Annotated in this window: 19 protein-coding genes; 6 read left to right on the forward strand and 13 right to left on the reverse strand. The window is 39.4% G+C overall.

Going from position 1 to position 20,601, the window contains the following annotated elements; genetic code table 11:
* Positions 1-10 precede the first annotated feature (10 nt).
* Complete coding sequence (locus tag E4S40_RS00500; RefSeq protein WP_135069255.1) at positions 11-856, forward strand: hypothetical protein; 846 nt, start codon at positions 11-13, stop codon at positions 854-856.
* A 50-nt stretch (positions 857-906) separates the two neighbouring features.
* Here the strand turns inward: E4S40_RS00500 and E4S40_RS00505 are convergent, their stop codons facing one another.
* From E4S40_RS00505 to E4S40_RS00550, 10 genes are all read right to left on the reverse strand, one after another.
* Positions 907-1,167 (reverse strand): acyl-CoA-binding protein, encoded by a 261-nt coding sequence (locus tag E4S40_RS00505; protein ID WP_135069258.1) that lies wholly within the window; start codon positions 1,165-1,167, stop codon positions 907-909.
* 92 nt (positions 1,168-1,259) lie between these two features.
* A complete protein-coding gene (locus tag E4S40_RS00510) occupies positions 1,260-2,546 on the reverse strand; it encodes a citrate synthase (protein ID WP_135069261.1) in 1,287 nt (428 codons plus the stop codon).
* Positions 2,547-2,789: 243 nt separating this feature from the next.
* Positions 2,790-3,212, reverse strand: coding sequence for a BrxA/BrxB family bacilliredoxin (locus E4S40_RS00515; protein ID WP_135069264.1), 423 nt, complete (start codon positions 3,210-3,212; stop codon positions 2,790-2,792).
* 21 nt (positions 3,213-3,233) lie between these two features.
* Positions 3,234-3,563: an SUF system Fe-S cluster assembly protein gene (locus E4S40_RS00520; RefSeq protein WP_135069267.1), complete on the reverse strand. Its 330-nt coding sequence runs from the start codon at positions 3,561-3,563 to the stop codon at positions 3,234-3,236.
* Positions 3,556-3,987, reverse strand: coding sequence for a SufE family protein (locus E4S40_RS00525; RefSeq protein ID WP_135069270.1), 432 nt, complete (start codon positions 3,985-3,987; stop codon positions 3,556-3,558). Before E4S40_RS00525 ends, E4S40_RS00520 begins: the two co-directional genes overlap by 8 nt.
* A complete protein-coding gene (locus E4S40_RS00530) occupies positions 3,984-5,207 on the reverse strand; it encodes a cysteine desulfurase (protein WP_135069273.1) in 1,224 nt (407 codons plus the stop codon). Before E4S40_RS00530 ends, E4S40_RS00525 begins: the two co-directional genes overlap by 4 nt.
* A gap of 9 nt (positions 5,208-5,216) precedes the next feature.
* On the reverse strand, positions 5,217-6,482 hold the full coding sequence (gene sufD, locus E4S40_RS00535; protein ID WP_135069276.1) for a Fe-S cluster assembly protein SufD: 1,266 nt from the start codon (positions 6,480-6,482) through the stop codon (positions 5,217-5,219).
* Between the two features lie 16 nt (positions 6,483-6,498).
* Positions 6,499-7,260 carry a Fe-S cluster assembly ATPase SufC gene (gene sufC, locus E4S40_RS00540; RefSeq protein ID WP_135069279.1) on the reverse strand — a complete coding sequence of 254 codons (762 nt, stop codon included), beginning with the start codon at positions 7,258-7,260 and terminating at the stop codon, positions 6,499-6,501.
* 41 nt (positions 7,261-7,301) lie between these two features.
* Positions 7,302-8,747, reverse strand: coding sequence for a Fe-S cluster assembly protein SufB (gene sufB, locus E4S40_RS00545; protein WP_135069282.1), 1,446 nt, complete (start codon positions 8,745-8,747; stop codon positions 7,302-7,304).
* 230 nt (positions 8,748-8,977) lie between these two features.
* Positions 8,978-9,454 carry an Lrp/AsnC ligand binding domain-containing protein gene (locus E4S40_RS00550; RefSeq protein WP_135069285.1) on the reverse strand — a complete coding sequence of 159 codons (477 nt, stop codon included), beginning with the start codon at positions 9,452-9,454 and terminating at the stop codon, positions 8,978-8,980.
* A 368-nt stretch (positions 9,455-9,822) separates the two neighbouring features.
* Here E4S40_RS00550 and E4S40_RS00555 point away from each other — a divergent pair, with 368 nt between their 5' ends.
* The 3 genes from E4S40_RS00555 to E4S40_RS00565 all read left to right on the forward strand — a co-directional run bounded on the left by E4S40_RS00555 (position 9,823) and on the right by E4S40_RS00565 (position 15,187).
* The gene (locus tag E4S40_RS00555; RefSeq protein WP_135069288.1) at positions 9,823-10,353 is read left to right on the forward strand and encodes a hypothetical protein; all 531 of its coding nucleotides are present in this window, start codon (positions 9,823-9,825) and stop codon (positions 10,351-10,353) included.
* Positions 10,354-10,440: 87 nt separating this feature from the next.
* Positions 10,441-12,357: a M14 family metallopeptidase gene (locus tag E4S40_RS00560; protein WP_135069291.1), complete on the forward strand. Its 1,917-nt coding sequence runs from the start codon at positions 10,441-10,443 to the stop codon at positions 12,355-12,357.
* 13 nt (positions 12,358-12,370) lie between these two features.
* Entirely contained in the window at positions 12,371-15,187 is a 2,817-nt protein-coding gene (locus tag E4S40_RS00565) for a S9 family peptidase (protein WP_135069294.1), read from the forward strand.
* Positions 15,188-15,234: 47 nt separating this feature from the next.
* Here the strand turns inward: E4S40_RS00565 and E4S40_RS00570 are convergent, their stop codons facing one another.
* Together E4S40_RS00570 and E4S40_RS00575 are read right to left on the reverse strand one after the other, a co-directional pair.
* On the reverse strand, positions 15,235-15,621 hold the full coding sequence (locus E4S40_RS00570) for a nuclear transport factor 2 family protein (RefSeq protein ID WP_135069299.1): 387 nt from the start codon (positions 15,619-15,621) through the stop codon (positions 15,235-15,237).
* A gap of 17 nt (positions 15,622-15,638) precedes the next feature.
* A complete protein-coding gene (locus E4S40_RS00575) occupies positions 15,639-16,433 on the reverse strand; it encodes a thymidylate synthase (RefSeq protein ID WP_135069302.1) in 795 nt (264 codons plus the stop codon).
* Positions 16,434-16,552: 119 nt separating this feature from the next.
* Here E4S40_RS00575 and E4S40_RS00580 point away from each other — a divergent pair, with 119 nt between their 5' ends.
* Positions 16,553-18,814, forward strand: coding sequence for an efflux RND transporter permease subunit (locus E4S40_RS00580; protein WP_135069305.1), 2,262 nt, complete (start codon positions 16,553-16,555; stop codon positions 18,812-18,814).
* On the opposite strand, the gene E4S40_RS00585 is transcribed toward E4S40_RS00580, so the two are convergent.
* Complete coding sequence (locus E4S40_RS00585) at positions 18,804-19,838, reverse strand: endonuclease/exonuclease/phosphatase family protein (RefSeq protein ID WP_135069308.1); 1,035 nt, start codon at positions 19,836-19,838, stop codon at positions 18,804-18,806. The genes E4S40_RS00580 and E4S40_RS00585 overlap by 11 nt on opposite strands.
* Before the next feature lie 193 nt (positions 19,839-20,031).
* Between E4S40_RS00585 and E4S40_RS00590 the strand changes: the two genes are divergently transcribed.
* Entirely contained in the window at positions 20,032-20,601 is a 570-nt protein-coding gene (locus E4S40_RS00590) for a DUF2911 domain-containing protein (RefSeq protein ID WP_135069311.1), read from the forward strand.

The following is a 20,601-nucleotide window of genomic DNA, read 5'->3' on the forward strand; positions in this document are numbered from 1 at the left end:
AAATGCAAACATGAAAGCTCTTAAATTAACCTTACTTTCAACTTTTTTCTTTCTTTTTCTGATTCAGAGTCCACTCATAGCTCAGGATAAGGTGGATGTTTTGATTTTAAATAATGGAGAAACTAAAGAAGGAAAAGTAACAGGGATTACGGATTCGATAATTAAGTTTAGGTATGTGGGAGAGGATTTTGATTATGAAATTCAAAAATCGGATGTTGCCCAAATAAAATTTGCAAGTGGTCGAATTGAGAGTTTTGGATCCAATCCTTCGAAAGTTCCAACTGATGGAAGTCATGCGGGTAGCCACCCGGATAGGCATAACAAGATTGCCGTGTTACCTTTCGCTATCATCACCAATGATGCTGGATTGACGGTTGATGAATTAAGGAATTTTACTCAAAATCAGGCGGCAAATACCGTACGGAATGAATATAAAACGTTGACACTTCAAGATCCTTTGACCACTAATGCAATTTTGGCTAAGGCGGGAATCAATCAAGATAATATGGACTCCTATACTCCAGCAGAATTAGCAGAACTTCTAGAGGTAGAGTTCGTGATTTTTGGAGCAGTCAAAGTAACCACTAAGGGTGCGGTTTCTAGTACTTATGGTTCTTCAAGTTATAATCAAAAATCTAACAGCTCCTCAAAGAAGGGGACTATTTTCAGTAGTAGTTCTTCTACCACGACCATTGAATACGATACCATGGTTGATTTGAGGATGTTTAATGACCGCGGGGATAATCTTTATAGTAATTCTAGACATGCTTTCGGGACTGGAACTGAAGCCTATAAAGGAAGTGTGGATTATATGCTAAGAAGAACGCCTTTTGGCTCAAAATATGGAAAAAAGTAAAAATAGGTTTTGAATCAAAAAGAGCCTGTAATTAGTTACAGGCTCTTTTTTTATAGATGACTTTCAGCCAATTTATTCACTAGCTCAAGATATTGATTAGCGGCTTCTTCTTTGGAAAGGCCCTTAAAATTCAACCAGGCATTGTACTTTGCAGCGGCTTTAAAATCAAAACCTCCAGGTCTTTCAGTTTCATTATCGCCTTCGGTAGCTTGCTTATATAGACCATAAAGTTTTAGCAAATCTTCATTGCTAGGTCTACTTGTGAATTTTTTGGTGAGGGCTACTGCTTCCTCGAGGGTGTTTGCTTTCATTTTTTTAGTTGGATTAGTAAAGGGTCTGTCAAAGATAATGCATAAAAAAGACCAACCTTTTGGGTTGGTCTTTGATCTGAATCAAATAATAATTAGCGCTTATTCATAGAGATATAGTCGCGCTCATTGGCGCCAACATATACCTGACGTGGACGACCAATAGGTTCGCCATTTTCACGCATTTCTTTCCACTGAGCGATCCATCCCGGAAGACGACCTAGAGCAAACATTACCGTAAACATATCAGTCGGAATACCCAGTGCTCTGTAAATGATTCCAGAGTAGAAGTCTACGTTTGGATAAAGCTTTCTATCGATGAAGTATTGGTCATTCAAAGCAGCGTGCTCCAATTCTTTTGCGATATCCAAAATTGGGTCATTTACGCCCAATTTACCCAGCACGTCGTCAGCGGCTTTCTTGATGATTCTAGCTCTAGGATCAAAGTTCTTATAAACTCTATGACCAAATCCCATCAATCGGAAAGGATCATTTTTGTCTTTAGCCTTGTCCAAATATTTCTTAGCATCACCACCGTCAGCTTTGATAGCTTCTAGCATTTCGATTACAGATTGGTTCGCACCGCCATGAAGTGGTCCCCAAAGCGCGTTGATACCGGCAGAAATGGATGCGTAGATGGAAGCTTGAGATGAGCCTACAATTCTTACAGTGGAAGTAGAACAGTTTTGCTCATGGTCTGCGTGAAGGATGAGAAGTTGATCCAAGGCTTTAGCAACTACAGGATCCACGTCATACTTTTCAGCAGGAAGCGCAAACATCATTTTTAGGAAGTTGGAGCAATAATCCAAGGTATTGTCTGGATAATTTACTGGATGCCCCATTTCGTTTTTGTATGCCCAAGCCGCAAAAGTTGGCATTTTTGCAATCAAACGAATGATGCTCAAGTTAACTTCCTCTTCTGATCTGTTTGGATTCAAAGAATTAGGATAGAAAGCTGAAAGAGAGCAAATCAAAGAAGACAAAACTCCCATCGGGTGTGCATTGGAAGGGAAACCATCTAAGATTTTTTTGATGTCTTCATGAACCAAGGTATGGTGGGTGATCTCCTTTGTGAAGTTTTCGTATTCAGCTTGGGAAGGAAGCTCTCCATAAATCAGAAGATAGGCAACTTCCAAAAAGGTGGATTTTTCTGCCAAATCCTCGATTCGATAACCTCTATATCGAAGGATACCTTTTTCCCCATCTAGAAAGGTGATTGCACTCGTTGTAGATCCTGTGTTTTTGTATCCAGGATCAAGGGTGATTAGTCCAGTCGAAGCCCGAAGTTTAGCAATATCAATTGCGGGTTCGTTTTCTGTTCCGACTGTAACCGGAAATTCAAAATCCTGTCCATCATAGGACAGCTTAACAGATTCAGACATATAAATTTATTTTGGATTGCTAATAAGAAAAACTCAAATACTGCCCTTAAGTTAATAAAATCCCCTATTTTATTTAGGGATATTTACATTTCATTAATGAATATTTGGTGAAGGGTAAAAGGTGATTTTTTATAAAAAATAAAGTTTTTAAAACCACCGATTGTTTTGTTGTAGGGATTGGAATTTTATCCTGTTTTTGGCAGCTTTTGCCAAATAAATAAAAAAAGCCCCGAAGGGCTAAATTTATTCACAAAAATGCTCGAAAACCTCAACTAAATGATCTCCAATCATTTTTGCATTTCTACCTTCAATATGATGGCGCTCGATAAAGTGCACCAATTCTCCGTCCTTGAACAAAGCCATAGCCGGTGAGGAGGGAGGATAAGGAAGTACAATTTCACGAACTTTTGCAACTGCTTCCCGGTCATTTCCGGCAAAAGAAGTAGCTAAAGTGGTTGGTTTCTTTGATGCATTTTCAAGTGCATATCTTACACCTGGACGAGCAGCTCCTGCTGCACATCCACATACAGAGTTGATCACCACGAAGGTTGTTCCTTTATGGTCTGGTCCTAAATGAGAAGCAACTTGCTCAGCAGTTCGAAACTCTTCGAAGCCAAGATCAGTAAGTTCGGCTCTCATTGAAGCGATTAGTTCTTCTGGATACATATCAGTCGATTATTTTAAGTTTTATAGAAATCCCAATTCAAGTTTTGCCGCCTCAGACATCATGTCTTGTGAGTATGGCGGATCAAAAGTTATTTCCACTTCCACATTATTCACCCCCTGAATTTGCTGGATTTTATCCTTCACTTCAGACGGAATGAATTCAGCAGATGGGCAATTTGGAGAGGTAAGTGTCATTAAAACATATACATTGTTTACCGGGTAGACGGTAATCTCATAGATCAACCCAAGCTCGTATACATCTACAGGAATCTCAGGGTCATACACCTGTTTGATTGCCTGAATGACTTTTTGCTTTAACTCGTTTTTAGTCTCGTTTTCCATCTCAAGCATTGAGTTTGGTTTGAAAAGCTAGGGCATAAAATTTCATTTGCTTGATCATGGCTGCAAGTCCATTAGATCGTTGGCTCCCAATAAGATTTCCCATTCCGATCCGATCGATAAAATTAAGATCTGCGGATAAGATTTCCTCTGGAGTTCTGTTATCCAAAACGCGAATCAACAAAGAAATTAATCCTTTGGTGATATCAGTATTGGAATCAGCTAGATAGCGAACTTTTCCATTTTCCTCTTTAGCAATGAGCCATACCTTGGATTGACAACCTTTTATCAGGTTTTCATCCTTTTGTTCCTCTTTAGGAAAATCAGCCAAGTTTCCACCTAATTCCATGATGTAAAAAATGGTCGATTCCCGGTCATCTCCGAGGATTTCGAATTCTGAAACAATTTCGTCTTGTATAGCTGCAATACTGCTCATTTGTTCTTAATTCTAGCAATTCTGGCAATTCCTTCTGCCAGATTTTCAATTTCTGATTTGGTGTTGTAAACAGCAAAACTTGCTCTGACAGTTCCTTCAATTCCAAATCTATGCATCAAAGGCTGGGTGCAGTGGTGACCTGTCCGAACTGCTATGCCTCTCGCATCCAGCATTTGTCCCACATCAAATGGGTGCATACCATTAATATTGAAGGAAAGGACCGCCACTTTTTCAGCAGCAGTTCCTACAGGAATAAACCCTTTAATGTCTTTTGTCAGTTCATTGGCGTAAGCTAACAGTTCATCCTCATGCTTTTTGATCTGAGTTTTACCCCATGAATTGATGAATTCCAAAGCTTCTTTGAAGGCGATTACGTCTGCAATATTTGGAGTACCCGCTTCAAATTTGAAGGGGATTTCATTGTAAGTGGTTTTTTCAAACGTTACCTCTTTAATCATTTCACCTCCTCCCAAAAATGGAGGAATAGCTTCTAATAATTCACGCTTTCCATACAAGATTCCCAGGCCTGTAGGTCCGTAAAGTTTGTGAGCTGAAAAAGCTAAAAAATCACAATCCAGATCTTGTACATCGATCTCCAAATGGGAGGTAGATTGAGCGCCATCTAATAGCACTTTGGCCCCAACATTATGGGCTGCTTCAATGATTTTCTTTACCGGATTGATCGTCCCAAGTGCATTGGATGCATGGACGATACTGACCAGTTTGGTTTTTGGGGAAAGCAATTTTTCAAACTCATCCCAGATAATTTCTCCCTCTTCAGTGATAGGGATGACTTTTAGATGAGCACCTTTTTCTTCACATAGCATTTGCCAAGGAACAATGTTGGAATGATGCTCCATGGTAGAAATCAGAATTTCATCGTCTTTTCCTATGAATCTGTTTCCAAAAGTTTTTGCTACCAAATTGATGCTCTCCGTGGTGCCTTTTGTAAAAATGACTTCAGCGGATTCTTTAGCATTGATAAAATCGCGTATGGCTTCTCGGGTTTCCTCATAGTACCGTGTTGCTCGATCAGCTAGAGTATGTGCACCCCTGTGAATATTGGAATTATCGTGTTGGTAATATTTTGAAAGTGCTTCAATAACCGCCTTTGGCTTTTGGGTAGTAGCGGCATTGTCAAAATATACCAAAGGCCTGCCATGTACTTCTTGGTGAAGCACAGGGAACAGGCCTCTGATTTCATCGATATCAAATCTCATGAAAAAATGTTAGAATTTGCTGCCTAGTCGATTTGTGATTAGGCCGACAACATGATTTTTGAAGCTTTCATCTTCGATTTTTTCTAAAACTTCACCAACAAAAGCGTAGAGTAGAAGTCCTTTTGCCAAGGTTTTATCTATTCCTCTTGCCTGCAAATAGAATAAAGCTTCTTCATCTAATTGGCCAACAGTACATCCGTGTGAACATTTCACATCATCTGCCCAGATTTCCAATTGTGGTTTGGTATTGACAATGGCATCTTGAGAAAGCAACACATTGTTGTTTTGCTGAAATGCATTGGTCTTTTGAGCATCCTGTCTTACGAAAATTTTTCCGTTGAAGACGCCTCGAGACTGTCCATCGAAAATTCCCTTATACAACTCATTGGATTCTGCATGCGGGATGGTGTGATCCACATTGGTGTGATTGTCCACATGGGTTTTACCATTTAGCAAGTAGATGCCATACATATTTCCTTCGCAATTGCTGCCAAGAAGGTTTAGACTCAAATTATTACGAACCATATCTCCGGACAGGGAAATATTGACAGAAGTAAATCGGGCATCAGCCTGCACATCAGTTTCGATATTGCTCACTTCAATTACCTGATCTCCTTCATGTTGAAGTCGATAGTAGTTGATCTGAGAATTGATTCCTCCTTTTGCTTCCACTACTTTGTTGATGAAATAAGAAGAATCACCTAAGCCTACACTTTGATCAATGAAGGTAACTTCTGCAAAATCTCCCACTTCAATCCAGAATCGAGGTGTAATCACCTGACCTTCATTAGATTGATTGAAAGAAAGCAAAAGGATAGGCTTATCGACTTGGATCTTTTTCGGAACAGTGATGGAAATTCCACCGGAAAAAGTCGCCTGATTCAATGCAGCAAAAGCATCCTTTTCTGCTTTGGCTATGGTTCCTATTCCTTCATTATTTTCTTCCAAGCTTCCTACTTGAACGCCTTCAATTTGGCTGGAAAGCTCAGGGAGGAATTTTCCATTTGAAAAAACCAAAATGTAACCGTCAAATCCTTTAAAAGTGGATTCAGTGATTTGGTTTTGAGAAATGGAAATAGGAGCAGCAGCTCTAAAATCAGAAATGCTTTTTTCCAGTTTTTTCGTGATTGCTGTGAATTTATATTCCTCCGCTTTAGCTGCTGGAAGTCCAGCTGCTTGATAAAGCTCTTTCCCTGCAGCTCTTAGAACTGAAAAGTTTTGAGGAGCAGATTCTAGCAATACATCGAATGTATCTTGTGTTGTCAAGGTATTCATGCCTGTGTTTTATGATTTAAACTGCCGCTGAATCTACCTCTTCCTTGATCCAATCGTATCCTTTTTCTTCCAATTCCAAAGCCAATTCTTTGGTGCCGGATTTTACAATTCGTCCTTTGTATAGTACGTGTACATAATCAGGAACGATGTAATCCAACAAACGCTGATAGTGGGTTACGACGATAGTAGCGTTTTTATCTGATTTCAATTGATTGACACCATTGGAAACGATCCGAAGCGCGTCGATGTCCAAACCGGAGTCAGTCTCATCCAAAATGGACAGCGTTGGTTCCAACATGGCCATTTGAAAGATTTCATTTCGTTTTTTCTCTCCTCCAGAGAAACCTTCATTTAGGGAGCGGCTCAAAAGTTTTTGGTCGATTTCAACCAATTTCATTTTCTCCTTCATTAAGGAAAGGAATTTTACCGCATCCAAAGGTTCCTGACCTCTGTATTCCCGTACCTGATTCAAGGCAGTACGAAGGAAATTGGTGGAAGAAACGCCAGGGATTTCTACTGGATATTGGAAAGCCAAGAAAACACCTTCTCTAGCTCTGTCTTCAGGAGCCATTTCGAGTAGGTCTTTACCTTGGAAAATCACTTCTCCTTCCGTGACTTCATATTCTTCTCTACCTGCGAGTACAGAAGCCAAAGTGGATTTTCCGGAACCGTTTGGTCCCATGATAGCGTGAACCTCACCGGCTTTCACTTCCAAGTTAATACCTCTTAGAATAGGGGTACCCTCAATAGAGGCATGTAGGTTTTTTATCGTAAGCATATTTGAGTTTTTTCTTTTTGATTCAACAGTTCAAAGTGGAATTATCCAACGGATCCTTCCAATGTGAGAGCCAAGAGTTTTTGAGCTTCTACAGCAAACTCCATTGGCAATTGATTCAATACTTCTTTCGCATAACCGTTTACGATCAAAGCTACCGCATCTTCTGTGTCGATTCCACGCTGATTACAGTAGAAAATCTGATCTTCTCCGATCTTCGAAGTGGTTGCTTCGTGCTCCACTTTTGCGGTTGGGTTTTGAATATCGATATATGGGAAGGTATGAGCTCCACATCGATCTCCCATTAATAAGGAGTCGCATTGGGAGAAATTTCGAGCGTTGGTAGCCCGCTTCATCACATGAACTTGACCACGATATGAGTTTTGGGATTTTCCAGCAGAAATACCTTTAGAAACAATTCGCGACTTGGTGTTTTTACCAATGTGAATCATTTTGGTTCCAGTATCTGCCTGCTGCATGTTATTAGTCACTGCAACAGAATAGAATTCACCAACCGAATTATCTCCTTTCAAAATACAGGAAGGGTATTTCCAAGTTACTGCAGATCCAGTTTCAACTTGGGTCCAAGAAATTTTAGAATGGTCTCCGGCACAGATTCCTCGCTTGGTAACAAAGTTGTAAATACCTCCTTTACCTTCTTTATCTCCAGGGAACCAGTTTTGAACAGTAGAATATTTTACTTCTGCATGAGCAGCGGCATAAATTTCTACAACGGCCGCATGAAGCTGATTCTCGTCTCGCTGTGGAGCAGTACATCCCTCTAAGTAAGAAACATAGGATTCGTCTTCCGCAACGATTAAAGTTCGTTCAAACTGTCCGGTATTGGCTGCATTGATTCTGAAATAGGTAGAAAGCTCCATCGGGCATCTCACGCCTTTAGGAATATAGCAGAAAGAACCGTCAGAGAATACCGCAGAGTTCAAAGCTGCATAGTAATTATCAGTCATGGGTACTACAGAACCCAAATATTTCTTTACCAACTCAGGATGTTCTTTTACAGCTTCGCTGAAGGAGCAGAAAATAATACCGAGTTTCCCAAGAGTATCTTTAAAGGTAGTAGCAACGGATACAGAATCTAATACAGCATCTACCGCAATACCTTGCAATCGTTTTTGCTCATTGAGGGAAATCCCTAATCGTTCGTAGATCGCTAACAATTCGGGATCCACTTCATTAAGAGATTTAGGCTTTTTAGTCTGCTTAGGAGCAGAGTAGTAGCGGAGTTTTTGAAAATCTACCTTTGGATAATGGATATTAGCCCATTCCGGCTCTTCCATAGTTTGCCAGGTGCGGAAAGCCTTTAGCCGCCATTCCAAAAGCCATTCCGGCTCTTCTTTTTTGGCGGAAATCCAACGGATGATTTCTTCATTCAATCCGATGGGGGCCTCGTCAGCCTCATAGTTGACCGACCAACCGTGCTCGTACTCTTTGGAAGTGAACTCCTCTAAAATCTGATTGTCTTTGCTCATGCGTGAGTTATTTAGACTAATTACATTTAGACTGCGAAGGTACAACTTATAATGAAAAAATAATGTTCAATTTCATTTGAAAATTCTATCAGATATGCTGTTTGTCAATCAAATTGAGCTAGAAATACCAATTTTTTATTATTGATTGATGAAATAAAAAAATAAAGGAAGCCTTTTATGGGCTTCCTTTGAATATTTAAATTTATTTAGATTTAGTCTAAATAGTAAGATTACTTACTTTCCTTATCAAAAAACTGAATCGGTCTATTGATACTTTCTTCCAATACAATCAATGTTTCAGTTCTATCTATACCTTCTACCTTTTGAATTTTATCCAAAACCAATCGAAGATGATTCGTGTCGCGGCAAATGATCTTTGCGAAGATGGAGTAATTGCCAGTAGTATAATAGGCGTTAACAACTTCAGGGATTTCCTTCAAACGCTCGATGACAGTATCATAGAGTGAACTTTTCTCAAGGTAGATTCCCAAGAAAGCCGCAATATCATATCCCAGTTTGGTGAAGTTGATATTTAGTGTTGCGCTTTTCACGACACCCATATCTTCCAATTTTTTCATTCTGACATGAACGGTACCAGAAGACACGAATACTTTTTTGGCTATTTCAGTATAAGGTGTTTTGGCGTCTTCGTTAAGGAGGGAGATGATTTTGAGGTCTATGTTGTCGATATCTAAAATTTTATCCATCTTTTTGCTTAGGATTTAGATGATTTTTAAAGAAACTGCCAGTAAATTAGAGATTGTTCAAAATATTGCAAAATTATTTTTTCAATTTGTAATTGAAATCAAAATGTTATTACTTTGAGGCTGATTCATTAAGTTTGAGAAAATTTGGAATTACTTATTAATGGAGGCTTAATATTTTGATTATTAGTCTCTTTTCCGAATTTTCAGTTGATATCGAACTTTTAATCTCTAAAGTTATATTTGGGTTTATATTCTGAAAAAAGTCTTGCCGTTGGTAAGGCTTTTTTGTTTTTCTTTTGAAAAAATAAAATGCAAAAAATTGTATTTGAAAAATTTTTTGTTGTATTTTTGACTAATCATTGAAAGTCATGGAATTTAAAGCATCATTGGTTCGGTACTTATTGGCAGTTTTGGTTATTTCCTTAACAGCTTTTCAACCTGCAAAAACTTCTCTTGCACAGGGAGATAGAAGTATTCTTTCCATGGGACCAGAAGTTGCTTACAATAATATAAGGTTGCGTACTGTAGAAACTCCTTTGGAATCCATTTCTTCCAAGCAATTTGAGTCAGGAAATTTGGAGCCCTTGACAGTCATTGAAAAAAATCTCGCCAATAACTTAGAATCTCACTGGACTTGGCCCGAGTATACATTGGAAATGATTGATTCATATTCTCCATTTTTGTTCAGAACGAAGAAGTCTCAAGGAATCGAAGAGGTGAAAGTAATCTTGTTAGTAAATTCCAAGGGAAGGCTTTCAGGCTACGAAATGATGACTGATGTCGATCGTGGCACAAGAGAACGATTAGATTATTTGATTCGAAAACTACCTGAATTAAAGCCTGTTCCGGGATTTGATTCGTATTCTCCTGAAGCTTTTGAATTGACAATCAAGAAGTAATACATATTTTCTTCATTTTTATTTAAATGGTGGTGCAGGGATTTTCCTGCTTTTTTACTTTTATCTAGTCAAGAAACCACCAATCCTATGAGAAATTATTTCTATTTGGCCTTTTCGGTCCTGATTTCAGGACAAGCCTTTTCCCAAGTGAAAGATTTTCGACAGGAAAAACCATTTCCTGAGAAAAACCAAAAAGCAAAGTTTTATACAGTTCAGGGAGAAAGACACGGGCCTTCCTTCTTCAAAAAAGAAACTTTTCCAGAGGTAGAATATACACCTGGGGAAAGTCTGACTTTTGACCAATACCATACGGTAGAAGTGATGTACCATTGGTATGAAAAATGGGCTGCAGATTATCCAGAAATTACGGATTTATATGTGATTGGGTACTCTTATGAAGGTAGACCGATTTATCAATTGACCATCACGAATAAAAAGACCGGAAAGGATACCGATAAGCCTGCGGCATATTTTGAGGGAGGAAGACATTCTGGAGAGATTACCTCGAGTGAATCCATCCTTTGGTTGACCAAGCATTTATTGGAAAACTATGGAAAGGATGAAGAAATCACACACCTTATAGATACGAAGGCTATTTATCTCCGACCTCAAAATAATCCCGATGGTTCTAATCTTTACCTCTATACAGCGCAGCGAAATAGAAGTACAGTAAAACCTCATGATAACGATCGGGATGGGTTGATTGACGAAGATCCTGAGGAGGATTTGGATGGAGATGGAATCATTTATCAAATCCGAAAGAAGGCAGTTACCGAGGAAGAAAAGAAAAAAGCAAATTTCATCATCGATCCTGAACATCCTTCAGGTAAGCTCATGAAGCGGGTTTTTCCTGGAAAAGGTGATTACCTAATATACACAGAGGGAATCGATAATGATGGCGATGGAAGCTACAATGAAGATGGAGTAGGAGGATTGGATTTGCATAGGAATTATCCAGAAAACTGGCGTCCTGATATTGGCGGTGATCTAACTGGTCGTGGCTATACTCAATATGGAGCAGGAGAATATCCATTGAGTGAAGCGGAGACTCGCTCAACAGTTCTTTGGATTTTAAGCCATCCCAATATTTCGGTGGTCAATTCCATGGATACTCGTGTTCCAATGCATCTCCGTCCACCATCAACTTCAAAAAGTGAGGAACGCATGTATCCGGAAGATTTGGCGATTTACAAGGAAATGGACGAATTGGGATTGTCTTACACGGCTTATCCTTGGGCAGGAGATGTATACGAAACCTATGCAACCAGATATAAGGTCAATCGGATGACTGGAGACCCCTTGAAGCCATCACCATTGTTTGGTCATGGACCGGATTTCGGGTATTTCTATTTTGGTAGTATTTGGTATGGAGATGAGCTCTGGAATAATGGAGCCATGAAAGACTACAACGAAGACGGAATATATGATGATTACGATGGCTTGGTTTGGGATGAGCAAGAAAATGGCGGAAGAGGATTTAAATCATGGACTCCGTTCGTACATCCCGAATTAGGCGAAGTTGAGATTGGAGGCTTTCATCCGAAGTTCTTTGGACAAAATGGACCGACTTGGCAGTTAGAAAACTGGGCCAAGAAGCAGGCTCTTTTCAATCTTGCAATGGCCAAACGCCTACCTGAATTAAAGGTGGAAAGTCCGGTAGTTGAAAAATTAAAAGAAGGGCTTTATGAAATCACTCTCCAATGGACGAATGTTGGAGGATTGCCGGTAGCTTTGGAGCAGGCAAAATTGGTCAAAATTGTTCAGGAGGATCGTGTCTCTTTGGAATTTGCAAAGGAATTGACGGAAGGATATGAGAATGCTAAAGTGAAAATTATTTCTCCGGAATTGTATGATAAAACAATCTATGCTGGACATACGGGAAAGGGAGAGTTTAAAACTGTTACTTTCCAAGTAGAAGTCTCTGGAGATGAACCTGTAGAGGGAAAGATAAAACTCTCTTCAACGAGAGGAGGATTATTTGTGCAAGAATTTAAACTAAACTAATACGGATTATTTTATGTCAATTTTACGAAGAACGATAGGATTGGGGCTTGCAATAGCCTTACTTCTAAGCTTCCATGTTCAAGCTCAACAAAAGCGATCTTTGACACATTCGGACTATGACGGATGGGAGAGTTTATCCTCCGACCGAATTACAAAAAATGGGGAATGGATTGGTTACATGATTTCCCCTCAAGAGGGAGATGGAAGATTTGAAATTATGCCTTCTCGTCAACCTTCCAAAAAAATGATTATTCCGCGGGCTTCGGGATGGGATTTCACCCCAGATGATGCCTTTGCTGTAGGGAAAATCGTCCCTCAATATGATTCCGTTCGGGTATTGAAGCTCAAAAAGACCAAGAAGGATGATATGCCGAAAGACAGTCTTTTTATCTATGATTTGAAGAAAGGCTCTCTGGAAAAATTCGCAGAGGTGAAGGCATTTTCAATTCCTGAAAAAGGAGGCAGCTGGATTGCTATTCAGTTTGAAAAAGAAAAACCTGTCAAGAAAGATCCAGCCGATTCTACAGCAAAGGCTGAAAAGCCCAAAAAAACAGATGGTACCAAACTTCTGGTTCGAAGCTTAGACGGAGGAAAGAGCTTTGAATTTGAACGGGTAAAAAGCTTTGGATTCTCTCCTAATGGGGATTTCCTGCAATTTGTTATAGCAGAGGAAGATACTTTAGATAATGCAGCAATCCATCTATTGGATCTTGAATCTGGGGTTGAATCCACGATTCATGAAGGATATACAGAATATAGCCGCATGCGTTTTTCTCCGAATTCATCCTACTTGGCATTTGTCACCACAGATGATTCCACCAAAGCTGAAAAACCATACTATTCCTTGATGCTTTATCAAACTGCATCTGGAACTTTAGAAGCTGTAGCAGATAAAGATGCTGAGGGGATTTTTGAATCAGGAAGAATCAGCCAGGATGAATCCCTACAATTTTCTGAAAATGAAAAGATGCTTTTCTTCGGTGTGGCAGAGGATTATAAAAGCTATGCTTACGAGGAAGACACCACTATTTTGGATGAAGATCGTGTGAGCCTAGATATCTGGGGTTGGCAGGATGATGAAATTCAGCCAATGCAGCTCCGCAACAAATCCCGTGAAGAAAAACGTGCTTATAAGGCTGTATTAGACCTTTCTACTAATCAAATCAAGCAACTCGAAGATCGAGAAGTGAAAAATGTGATGCTTCCTAGCAAAATCGAAAATGAAGTTGCGATTGCTTGGACGGATCAACCTTATCGTCGGGAATACAGCTGGAATATTCAAATCGGGCGGGACATTTATTTGGTTGATTTAAACACCGGAACTCGAACCCTGATCGAAAAAGATGTGCCGGGTATGCCTAGCCTTTCACCGGCAGGGAAATATGTCACTTGGTATGCTTCACGAGACAGTGCATGGGTAGCTTACGATCTGCAATCCATGAAGCGAATCAATCTGACTGGAAATATTGAAGTTCCATTTTATGAAGAACTTCACGATTCACCTTCCTTACCTGGTTCATATGGATCGGGAGGTTGGCTAGCTGATGATGCAGCTATTTTGATTAATGATCGCTATGATATTTGGAAAATAGATCCTCAAAATCCAGGTGCAGCCCAGATGATAACCAAAGGAGAGGGCAGGAAAAACAAGATTGAATTCAGAAGGCAATCCATTGATTCCGAAGAGCGTTTTATCGATCCAAAATCTCCACTTTACCTTTCAGCTTTCAATGAAATGTCCAAAGAGTCAGGAATGTATTTGGGAGATTATGAAGGAAAGAAACTGGAGAAAATCCTGATGACACCGCATCGTTATTTTGGTTTGAAAAAAGCCAAAGATTCCGATGAGATTTTAATTAGAAGAAGTACTTATCAGGATAATCCTGATTTGTACATCGGAGACCTTAAGTTGAAGGACCTTAAAAAGCTTTCCAATCTTAATCCACAGCAAGCTCAAGTCAAATGGGGTAGTGTGGAATTGGTAAGTTATTTAGCGAACGACGGTACTCCTTTACAGGGTTTACTGTTTAAGCCGGAGTATTTTGACCCGAATAAGAAATATCCGATGATGGTTTATTTCTATGAGCGAAATAGTGACGGATTACACAACTATCGAACCCCAGCTCCTTCTGCATCTACTATCAATATTCCGTATTTCGTGAGTAATGATTATTTGGTTTTTGTGCCAGATATCAAATACGATTTAGGTTTGCCAGGACCAAGTGCTTACAACTGCATTATTCCTGGGGTACAGTCCATCGTGGCGAGAGGTTTTGTAGATTCTGAGAATATGGCAATCCAAGGCCAAAGCTGGGGAGGTTATCAAGTGGCATACTTGATTACCCAAACGAATATGTTTAAAGCAGCAGGTGCTGGAGCTCCAGTAGTAAATATGACTTCTGCTTATGGTGGAATTCGATGGGGGACAGGGATGAGCCGTATGTTCCAATACGAGCAAACTCAGTCCCGAATTGGTGGTACGCTTTGGGAGAAGCCACTTTATTATATAGAGAATTCTCCTTTATTCTTTATGGATCGGGTTCAGACTCCTGTTTTGATTATGCATAATGATGAAGATGGTGCAGTTCCATGGTATCAGGGCATTGAAATGTTTATGGCGCTTAAGCGCTTGAATCGTCCTGCTTGGTTGCTTCAGTATAATGGTGAAGATCATAATTTGAGACAGCGAAAAAACAGAAAGGACCTTTCTGTCCGTCTAAGCCAGTTCTTTGATCATTATTTGAAAGGAGCACCTGCTCCTCTTTGGATGACTGAAGGTCTTCCTGCTGTAGAAAAGGGAAGAACATTGAAGTATGAATTAGAGGATTAAATTCATCAAAAAAGGCTGTCAATCTCAAATTGACAGCCTTTTTTGTTTTAGGAGAAATCCTGAATTTTTGAAATTAACCCATCCTTAAATTCAAAAACCGACCTTCCAGATAAATTAATTTCATCGCCTTTTTTCTTGCTTCCATCAGGTAAATCATCAGCGAGTATCGCATGATAACGAAGATGAACTTCTGTATATCTCGCCTGATGAATCCATTTTTTTGGAGAAATTTCCCGCTTTTCAAAGAGCCTAGCTGCCTTCTCGGCTTGTTTTTGAAAATCTTGAATCCCTTGAGTAGCTAATGTTTTTTCTCCATTGGAAAAATTTTCAAATACTACATCTTGATGTAAAACCTTAAGCATTCCCGGTACATCAAAATTGTTGTATGATGTGATGTAATCATCAATTAGGGCTTCTCTTTGTAGGTTAAGCATTTCAGTTAGTATTTGTTTTAAACAGCCACGGGTGCTTTGATATGCGGATGTGGATCATAATTCAGCAATTCAAAATCCTCATACTTAAATCCAAATATGTCTTTGACATCTGGATTTATCTTCATGGTAGGAAGTGGGCGGCATTCGCGGCTAAGTTGGAGATGAGCTTGCTCTAAATGGTTTAAATAAAGATGAGCATCACCGAAAGTATGAACAAATTCACCTGGTTCCAGATCACAGACTTGTGCAACCATCATAGTGAATAGTGCATAAGAGGCAATATTAAATGGAACTCCCAGAAAGACATCTGCACTTCGCTGGTATAATTGGCAAGAAAGTTTGCCATCTGCTACATAAAACTGAAAAAGGGTATGGCAAGGAGGGAGGGCCATTTGGTCTACATCTGCTACATTCCAAGCGCTGACAATGTGCCGTCTACTATCCGGTTTGTTTTTGATTTGATCAATCAGTTTTTTGATTTGGTCAATTTCTCCGCCTTTCCCATCCGGCCAATGTTTCCACTGATAGCCATAGACAGGACCTAAATCTCCATTTTCATCGGCCCATTCATCCCAGATGGATACTCCATTTTCTTTTAACCAGCCGATATTGGTGCTTCCTCTTAAAAACCAAAGCAATTCAATGATAATCGAACGAAGATGCAGTTTTTTGGTAGTAACTACGGGAAATCCTTCCGATAGATCAAAACGCATTTGATGTCCAAAAATGCTAAGCGTTCCGGTTCCTGTTCTATCTGTTTTTTTTACTCCTTCATCCAGGATTCGCTGCATTAATTCGTGGTATTGCTTCATGATTTTTAAGTTGAATTGAATCGATGATCTAAGATACAAGCTTCCTTTGAAAATAGGAATGAAAACAAAGGACTTCAAATCTGATTATAATTGTCATAAATCTAAGTGTCTCTCTATTCATGTGGTCAAAGCGGCAAGCTTTTTCTTTCCTTTTCGTTTCGCTCGTTTTTTCTTTGAGTTTTGTGCTCTTTCCGCCATTTCCACGGTTTGATTACGATTTTGAGCAGTTTTTTCCTCAGGATGATGAGGATTTGGGGTTTTATCAAAGCTATGCCCAACAATTTGGGGAGGATAATGATTATCTGTTGCTAGCCTTTGAAAATCAAGGAAAGGAACCTTGGGAAACAGATTTTTTAAATCGTTTTCAGCTCCTTCAAAGAGAAATCGAAAAACTAGAAAATGTAGATACTACGCTTTCTGTTTTAAATCTAAAGCAGCCCCGCATTTCTCCCTTTGGTATTCGTCTTGTCCCTGTTGTTTCAATCGGACAAGAGCCTCAAAAAGTAAATCGATTGGATTTTCCATTAATGGATAAATTCATTTCAAAAGACGGTAAGGCGCTTTTACTTTTAGTTCGGAATTTGAAGAATATATCCAAAGAGGAAGGAGACATCCTATATGGACAAATTTTAGAAAAAATCTCAGAGTCGAAGCTTGATCTTCGAGCAGTAGCTGGAAAGATTCAAACCCAGCGTGATTTTGTTGAATTGATGCAGGCTGAGTTTAGTTTCTTTCTGGGCTTGTCTTTGTTGACAATGCTCATCATGTTGATACTTCTTTTTAGGTCTTGGTGGGGAGTGTTGATTCCTATTTTTGTGTTAGGAATAGGGGTTGTATGGGGTTTTGGGGTTATTCTTTGGTTAGGAAAACCGCTAGCTTTGATGTCGGTGATGCAGCCTACCATTTTTTTGATTGTTGGGTTGGGAGCTTTGGTTCATTTGTTTTCTCATCTAAAGCAAAATCTAGAGAAGGGATTTTCAGTACAACAGGCCATCCACCGAACTTTTAAGCATTTATTGATTCCAATTGGCTTGACCATGTTGACGACAGCTTTTGGATTTTTATCGCTGTGGTTTACTTCTGTTCCGGCATTGAAAGACTTCGGCTTGACCACAGGGATAGGGATTTTTATGATGTTTTTGGCGGTGATTTTGATTACCCCAGGATTATTGTTTTTGATACGTATTCCATCGTTTAAAAATTCTTCTAATTCTTCAAAAGTCTGGAGATTAAACAGACTATTTCTAGGCCTACTTCAGTACCGAAAATCGGTGATTTGGATATTTTTAGGCCTTTCAGTTTTATCTATTGGTTTGGGGGCAAAGGTTCGAATTAATGGGTTTTTATTGGATAACCTGCCTTCCAATCATCCCATTCGCGCCGATTTTGAGTATTTCGATCAACAATTTGGAGGATCAAATCCATTGGAAATTGCAATTTGGACCCCTTCTGAAGAAGGCAATATTTTCGATTACGCTGTCTTAGAAGAGATTCAAAAAATTGAAAATAAGCTCCAGGAAATTTTTGAGGGAGTTTCCTTGATATCCCCTTTAACCATCGCAAAAGTTTTAAACCAAGCACAAAATCAAGGAAATCGGGAAGCTTTCCGATTCCCAAGCAAAGGTCAATATCTTCGGATGGAAAAGATATTGAATTCTAATCCCTCACAATTTGTCCCTTCGATTTATAATCCAGAAAACCGATTGGCTCGGATAAGTGGAAGGTTGCCGGATTTGGGGAGTCTCAAAATGGGAGAAATTAGAAGCTCTTTCCAGGAATTTGTAGATGGGGAAATAGACCCGGAGGTTTTGCGGGTGAAATGGACGGGCACAGCTTATTTAATTGATCGGGGTCATGAGTCTGTGACATTACAAATGGCAAGAGGTCTTGGTGTAGCCTTTTTGTTAGTGGGAGTGATTGCGGGAATACTTTTCCGATCGTGGAGAATTTCATTAATTCTACTCATTCCCAATATAATTCCATTACTTATGATGCTGGCGGCCATGTATTTGATGGATATTGAGTTAAAGTTGACTACTGCGATTTTGTTTTCGGTAGCTTTCGGTATAGCGGTGGATGATAGCATTCATTTTATGGCTCGATTGCGAACAGAATTGGCCTCTGGAAGAACTTATCTATATGCCTTAAAGCGGACCTTTTTGGAAACGGGCAAGGCTTTGGTTTTGACAACAGTCATTCTTGTGTTAGGCTTTAGCCTCTTTTTATTCAGTGATTTCGGAGTAACTTTTTACACCGGATTATTAATTGCCATGGCACTTTTATTTGCACTATCGGCAGATTTGCTTTTTCTCCCTTTGCTGCTGCTTCCCATGAAAAAAGTCTGGGAAAGCAAGGTCAAAAAAAGATTTACTAATCCTTAAAACGGAAGGTTGCTGAGATTGGGTAATGATCAGAGTAATCTACCTCTTGATGCGTTTCAAATTGTATCGGTTCCAATTTCTCCGATGCAAATATGTGGTCAATTCGTAGGAAAAAAAGGATTCGATTATAAGTAAAGCCAAAGCCTCTTCCTGCTCCTTCAAATGCGTTTGATAGTATTTTGCTCAACCTGAAATAGTTGTTGGAATAAGGGATTTCATTCAAATCTCCCATTAAAATCACGGGATATGGACAGCTTTCAATATGCTTTTCAATGACGGACACCTGTCGGCTTCGATTTAGACTTCCCTCATGAAGCTTTTTTAAAGTTTGGCGATAATTGGCCTTTACTTCCTCCAGTTCATCCAATTTATCCGATTCGATCTTCATGGATTCAAGATGGCAGTTGTAAATCCGAATGGTGTCTCCTTCATACAAGACATCGGCAAAAATGGCACCGTTGGTTCGGCTATTATCAAAGACTTTCCCTTGGTTAATGATGGGAAAAGCAGAAGTAATGGCCAGCCCAAAAGATCTTCGTTTGGGGTTTCCTTCGATTATTTCGTAGTAAATCTCCCGATTGTTTTTCTCTCCCAATAAATCCACCGCATTTCTTGAGGCAGAAGTGTAGTCTTGGTAGAATTCCTGGAAAGCTTTGATTTGAGCTGGATGATCTTGAATCCAGGTAAAAATATTCGGATCGAATTTCCCGCCAGACCTTCTCTTGTAGTCAAATAAATGGATATTATAGCTAAGGACTTTTAGGCCTTCTTCAGCATCATTTTTTGGATGCCATTGAAAGCTGATTTCTAAAAAACGAAAACCGATACAAAGAGCAATGAATGGAATCCAAGCCGATTTTTTCCAAGCGATGAATAAAATGAGGAATAAGAAAAAATTCAAAAGCCAGAATAATGGAATAAAGAAAGGGAGAAGCCCGACATAGGGGAAGTCAACCGGCCGAATGAAAACACTGCCAAAAATCAGGAGGGAGGCGATAAAAAGTAACCAAGCAATAAATCTCATCAACCTTGAACTAAATGAATTGAATTTTTAAAGTAAAGAAAGCTTAACATGACCTCCAATGAATCCGTAATCAAACAAAAGTGGTGCTAAAATGGAAATTATTTATTTTGGTATCGTGGAATTCGTTTCCAAATATTAGGATCAGATTTTGTTTGTTGAATATTAGAAGACTATTTAAGATAAATTAGCGACTATGAAAAAGAGATACCTATTTGTTCCGGCCTTAGTGGCACTATCTGTTTTTGTTTCTTGCGGTAGCAAAAACTCTGAAACAACGGAAGAAAATTCTAATACCGAAATGACGGAAGAATCAGAGCAGGAGACGCGTCCGAGTCCTTTGGAAGTAAAAGAAGGAACTATTTCCGGAAAGACTTTTAAGGTTCAATATGGCTCACCTTCTGTAAAGGGGAGACAAATTTGGGGTGACTTGGTACCTTACAATGTGGTTTGGAGAACAGGTGCCAACGAGGCAACCTTTGTGGAACTTTCTGAGGAGATGACTGTGGAGGGAAAGCCTTTGGCTCCGGGAAAGTATTCTCTTTTTACCATTCCTAAGGAAAATGGAGCTTGGACAGTAATTCTTAACTCCGAGTGGGATTTGGAGCATGGTCATTTCCAGTATGATGAAAAACAAGATGTACTTCGAGTGGATGTCAGTCCGGAATGGGAAGAAGCCTCTCAAGAAAGACTTTCAATCGATATTGAAGAACCAGGAATCGTTATTCGCTGGGAAAAACTCAAACTTCCGATTCGAATACAATAA

Origin of the sequence: Algoriphagus kandeliae, from assembly GCF_004571135.1 — a bacterium.
Taxonomy (GTDB): domain Bacteria; phylum Bacteroidota; class Bacteroidia; order Cytophagales; family Cyclobacteriaceae; genus Algoriphagus; species Algoriphagus kandeliae.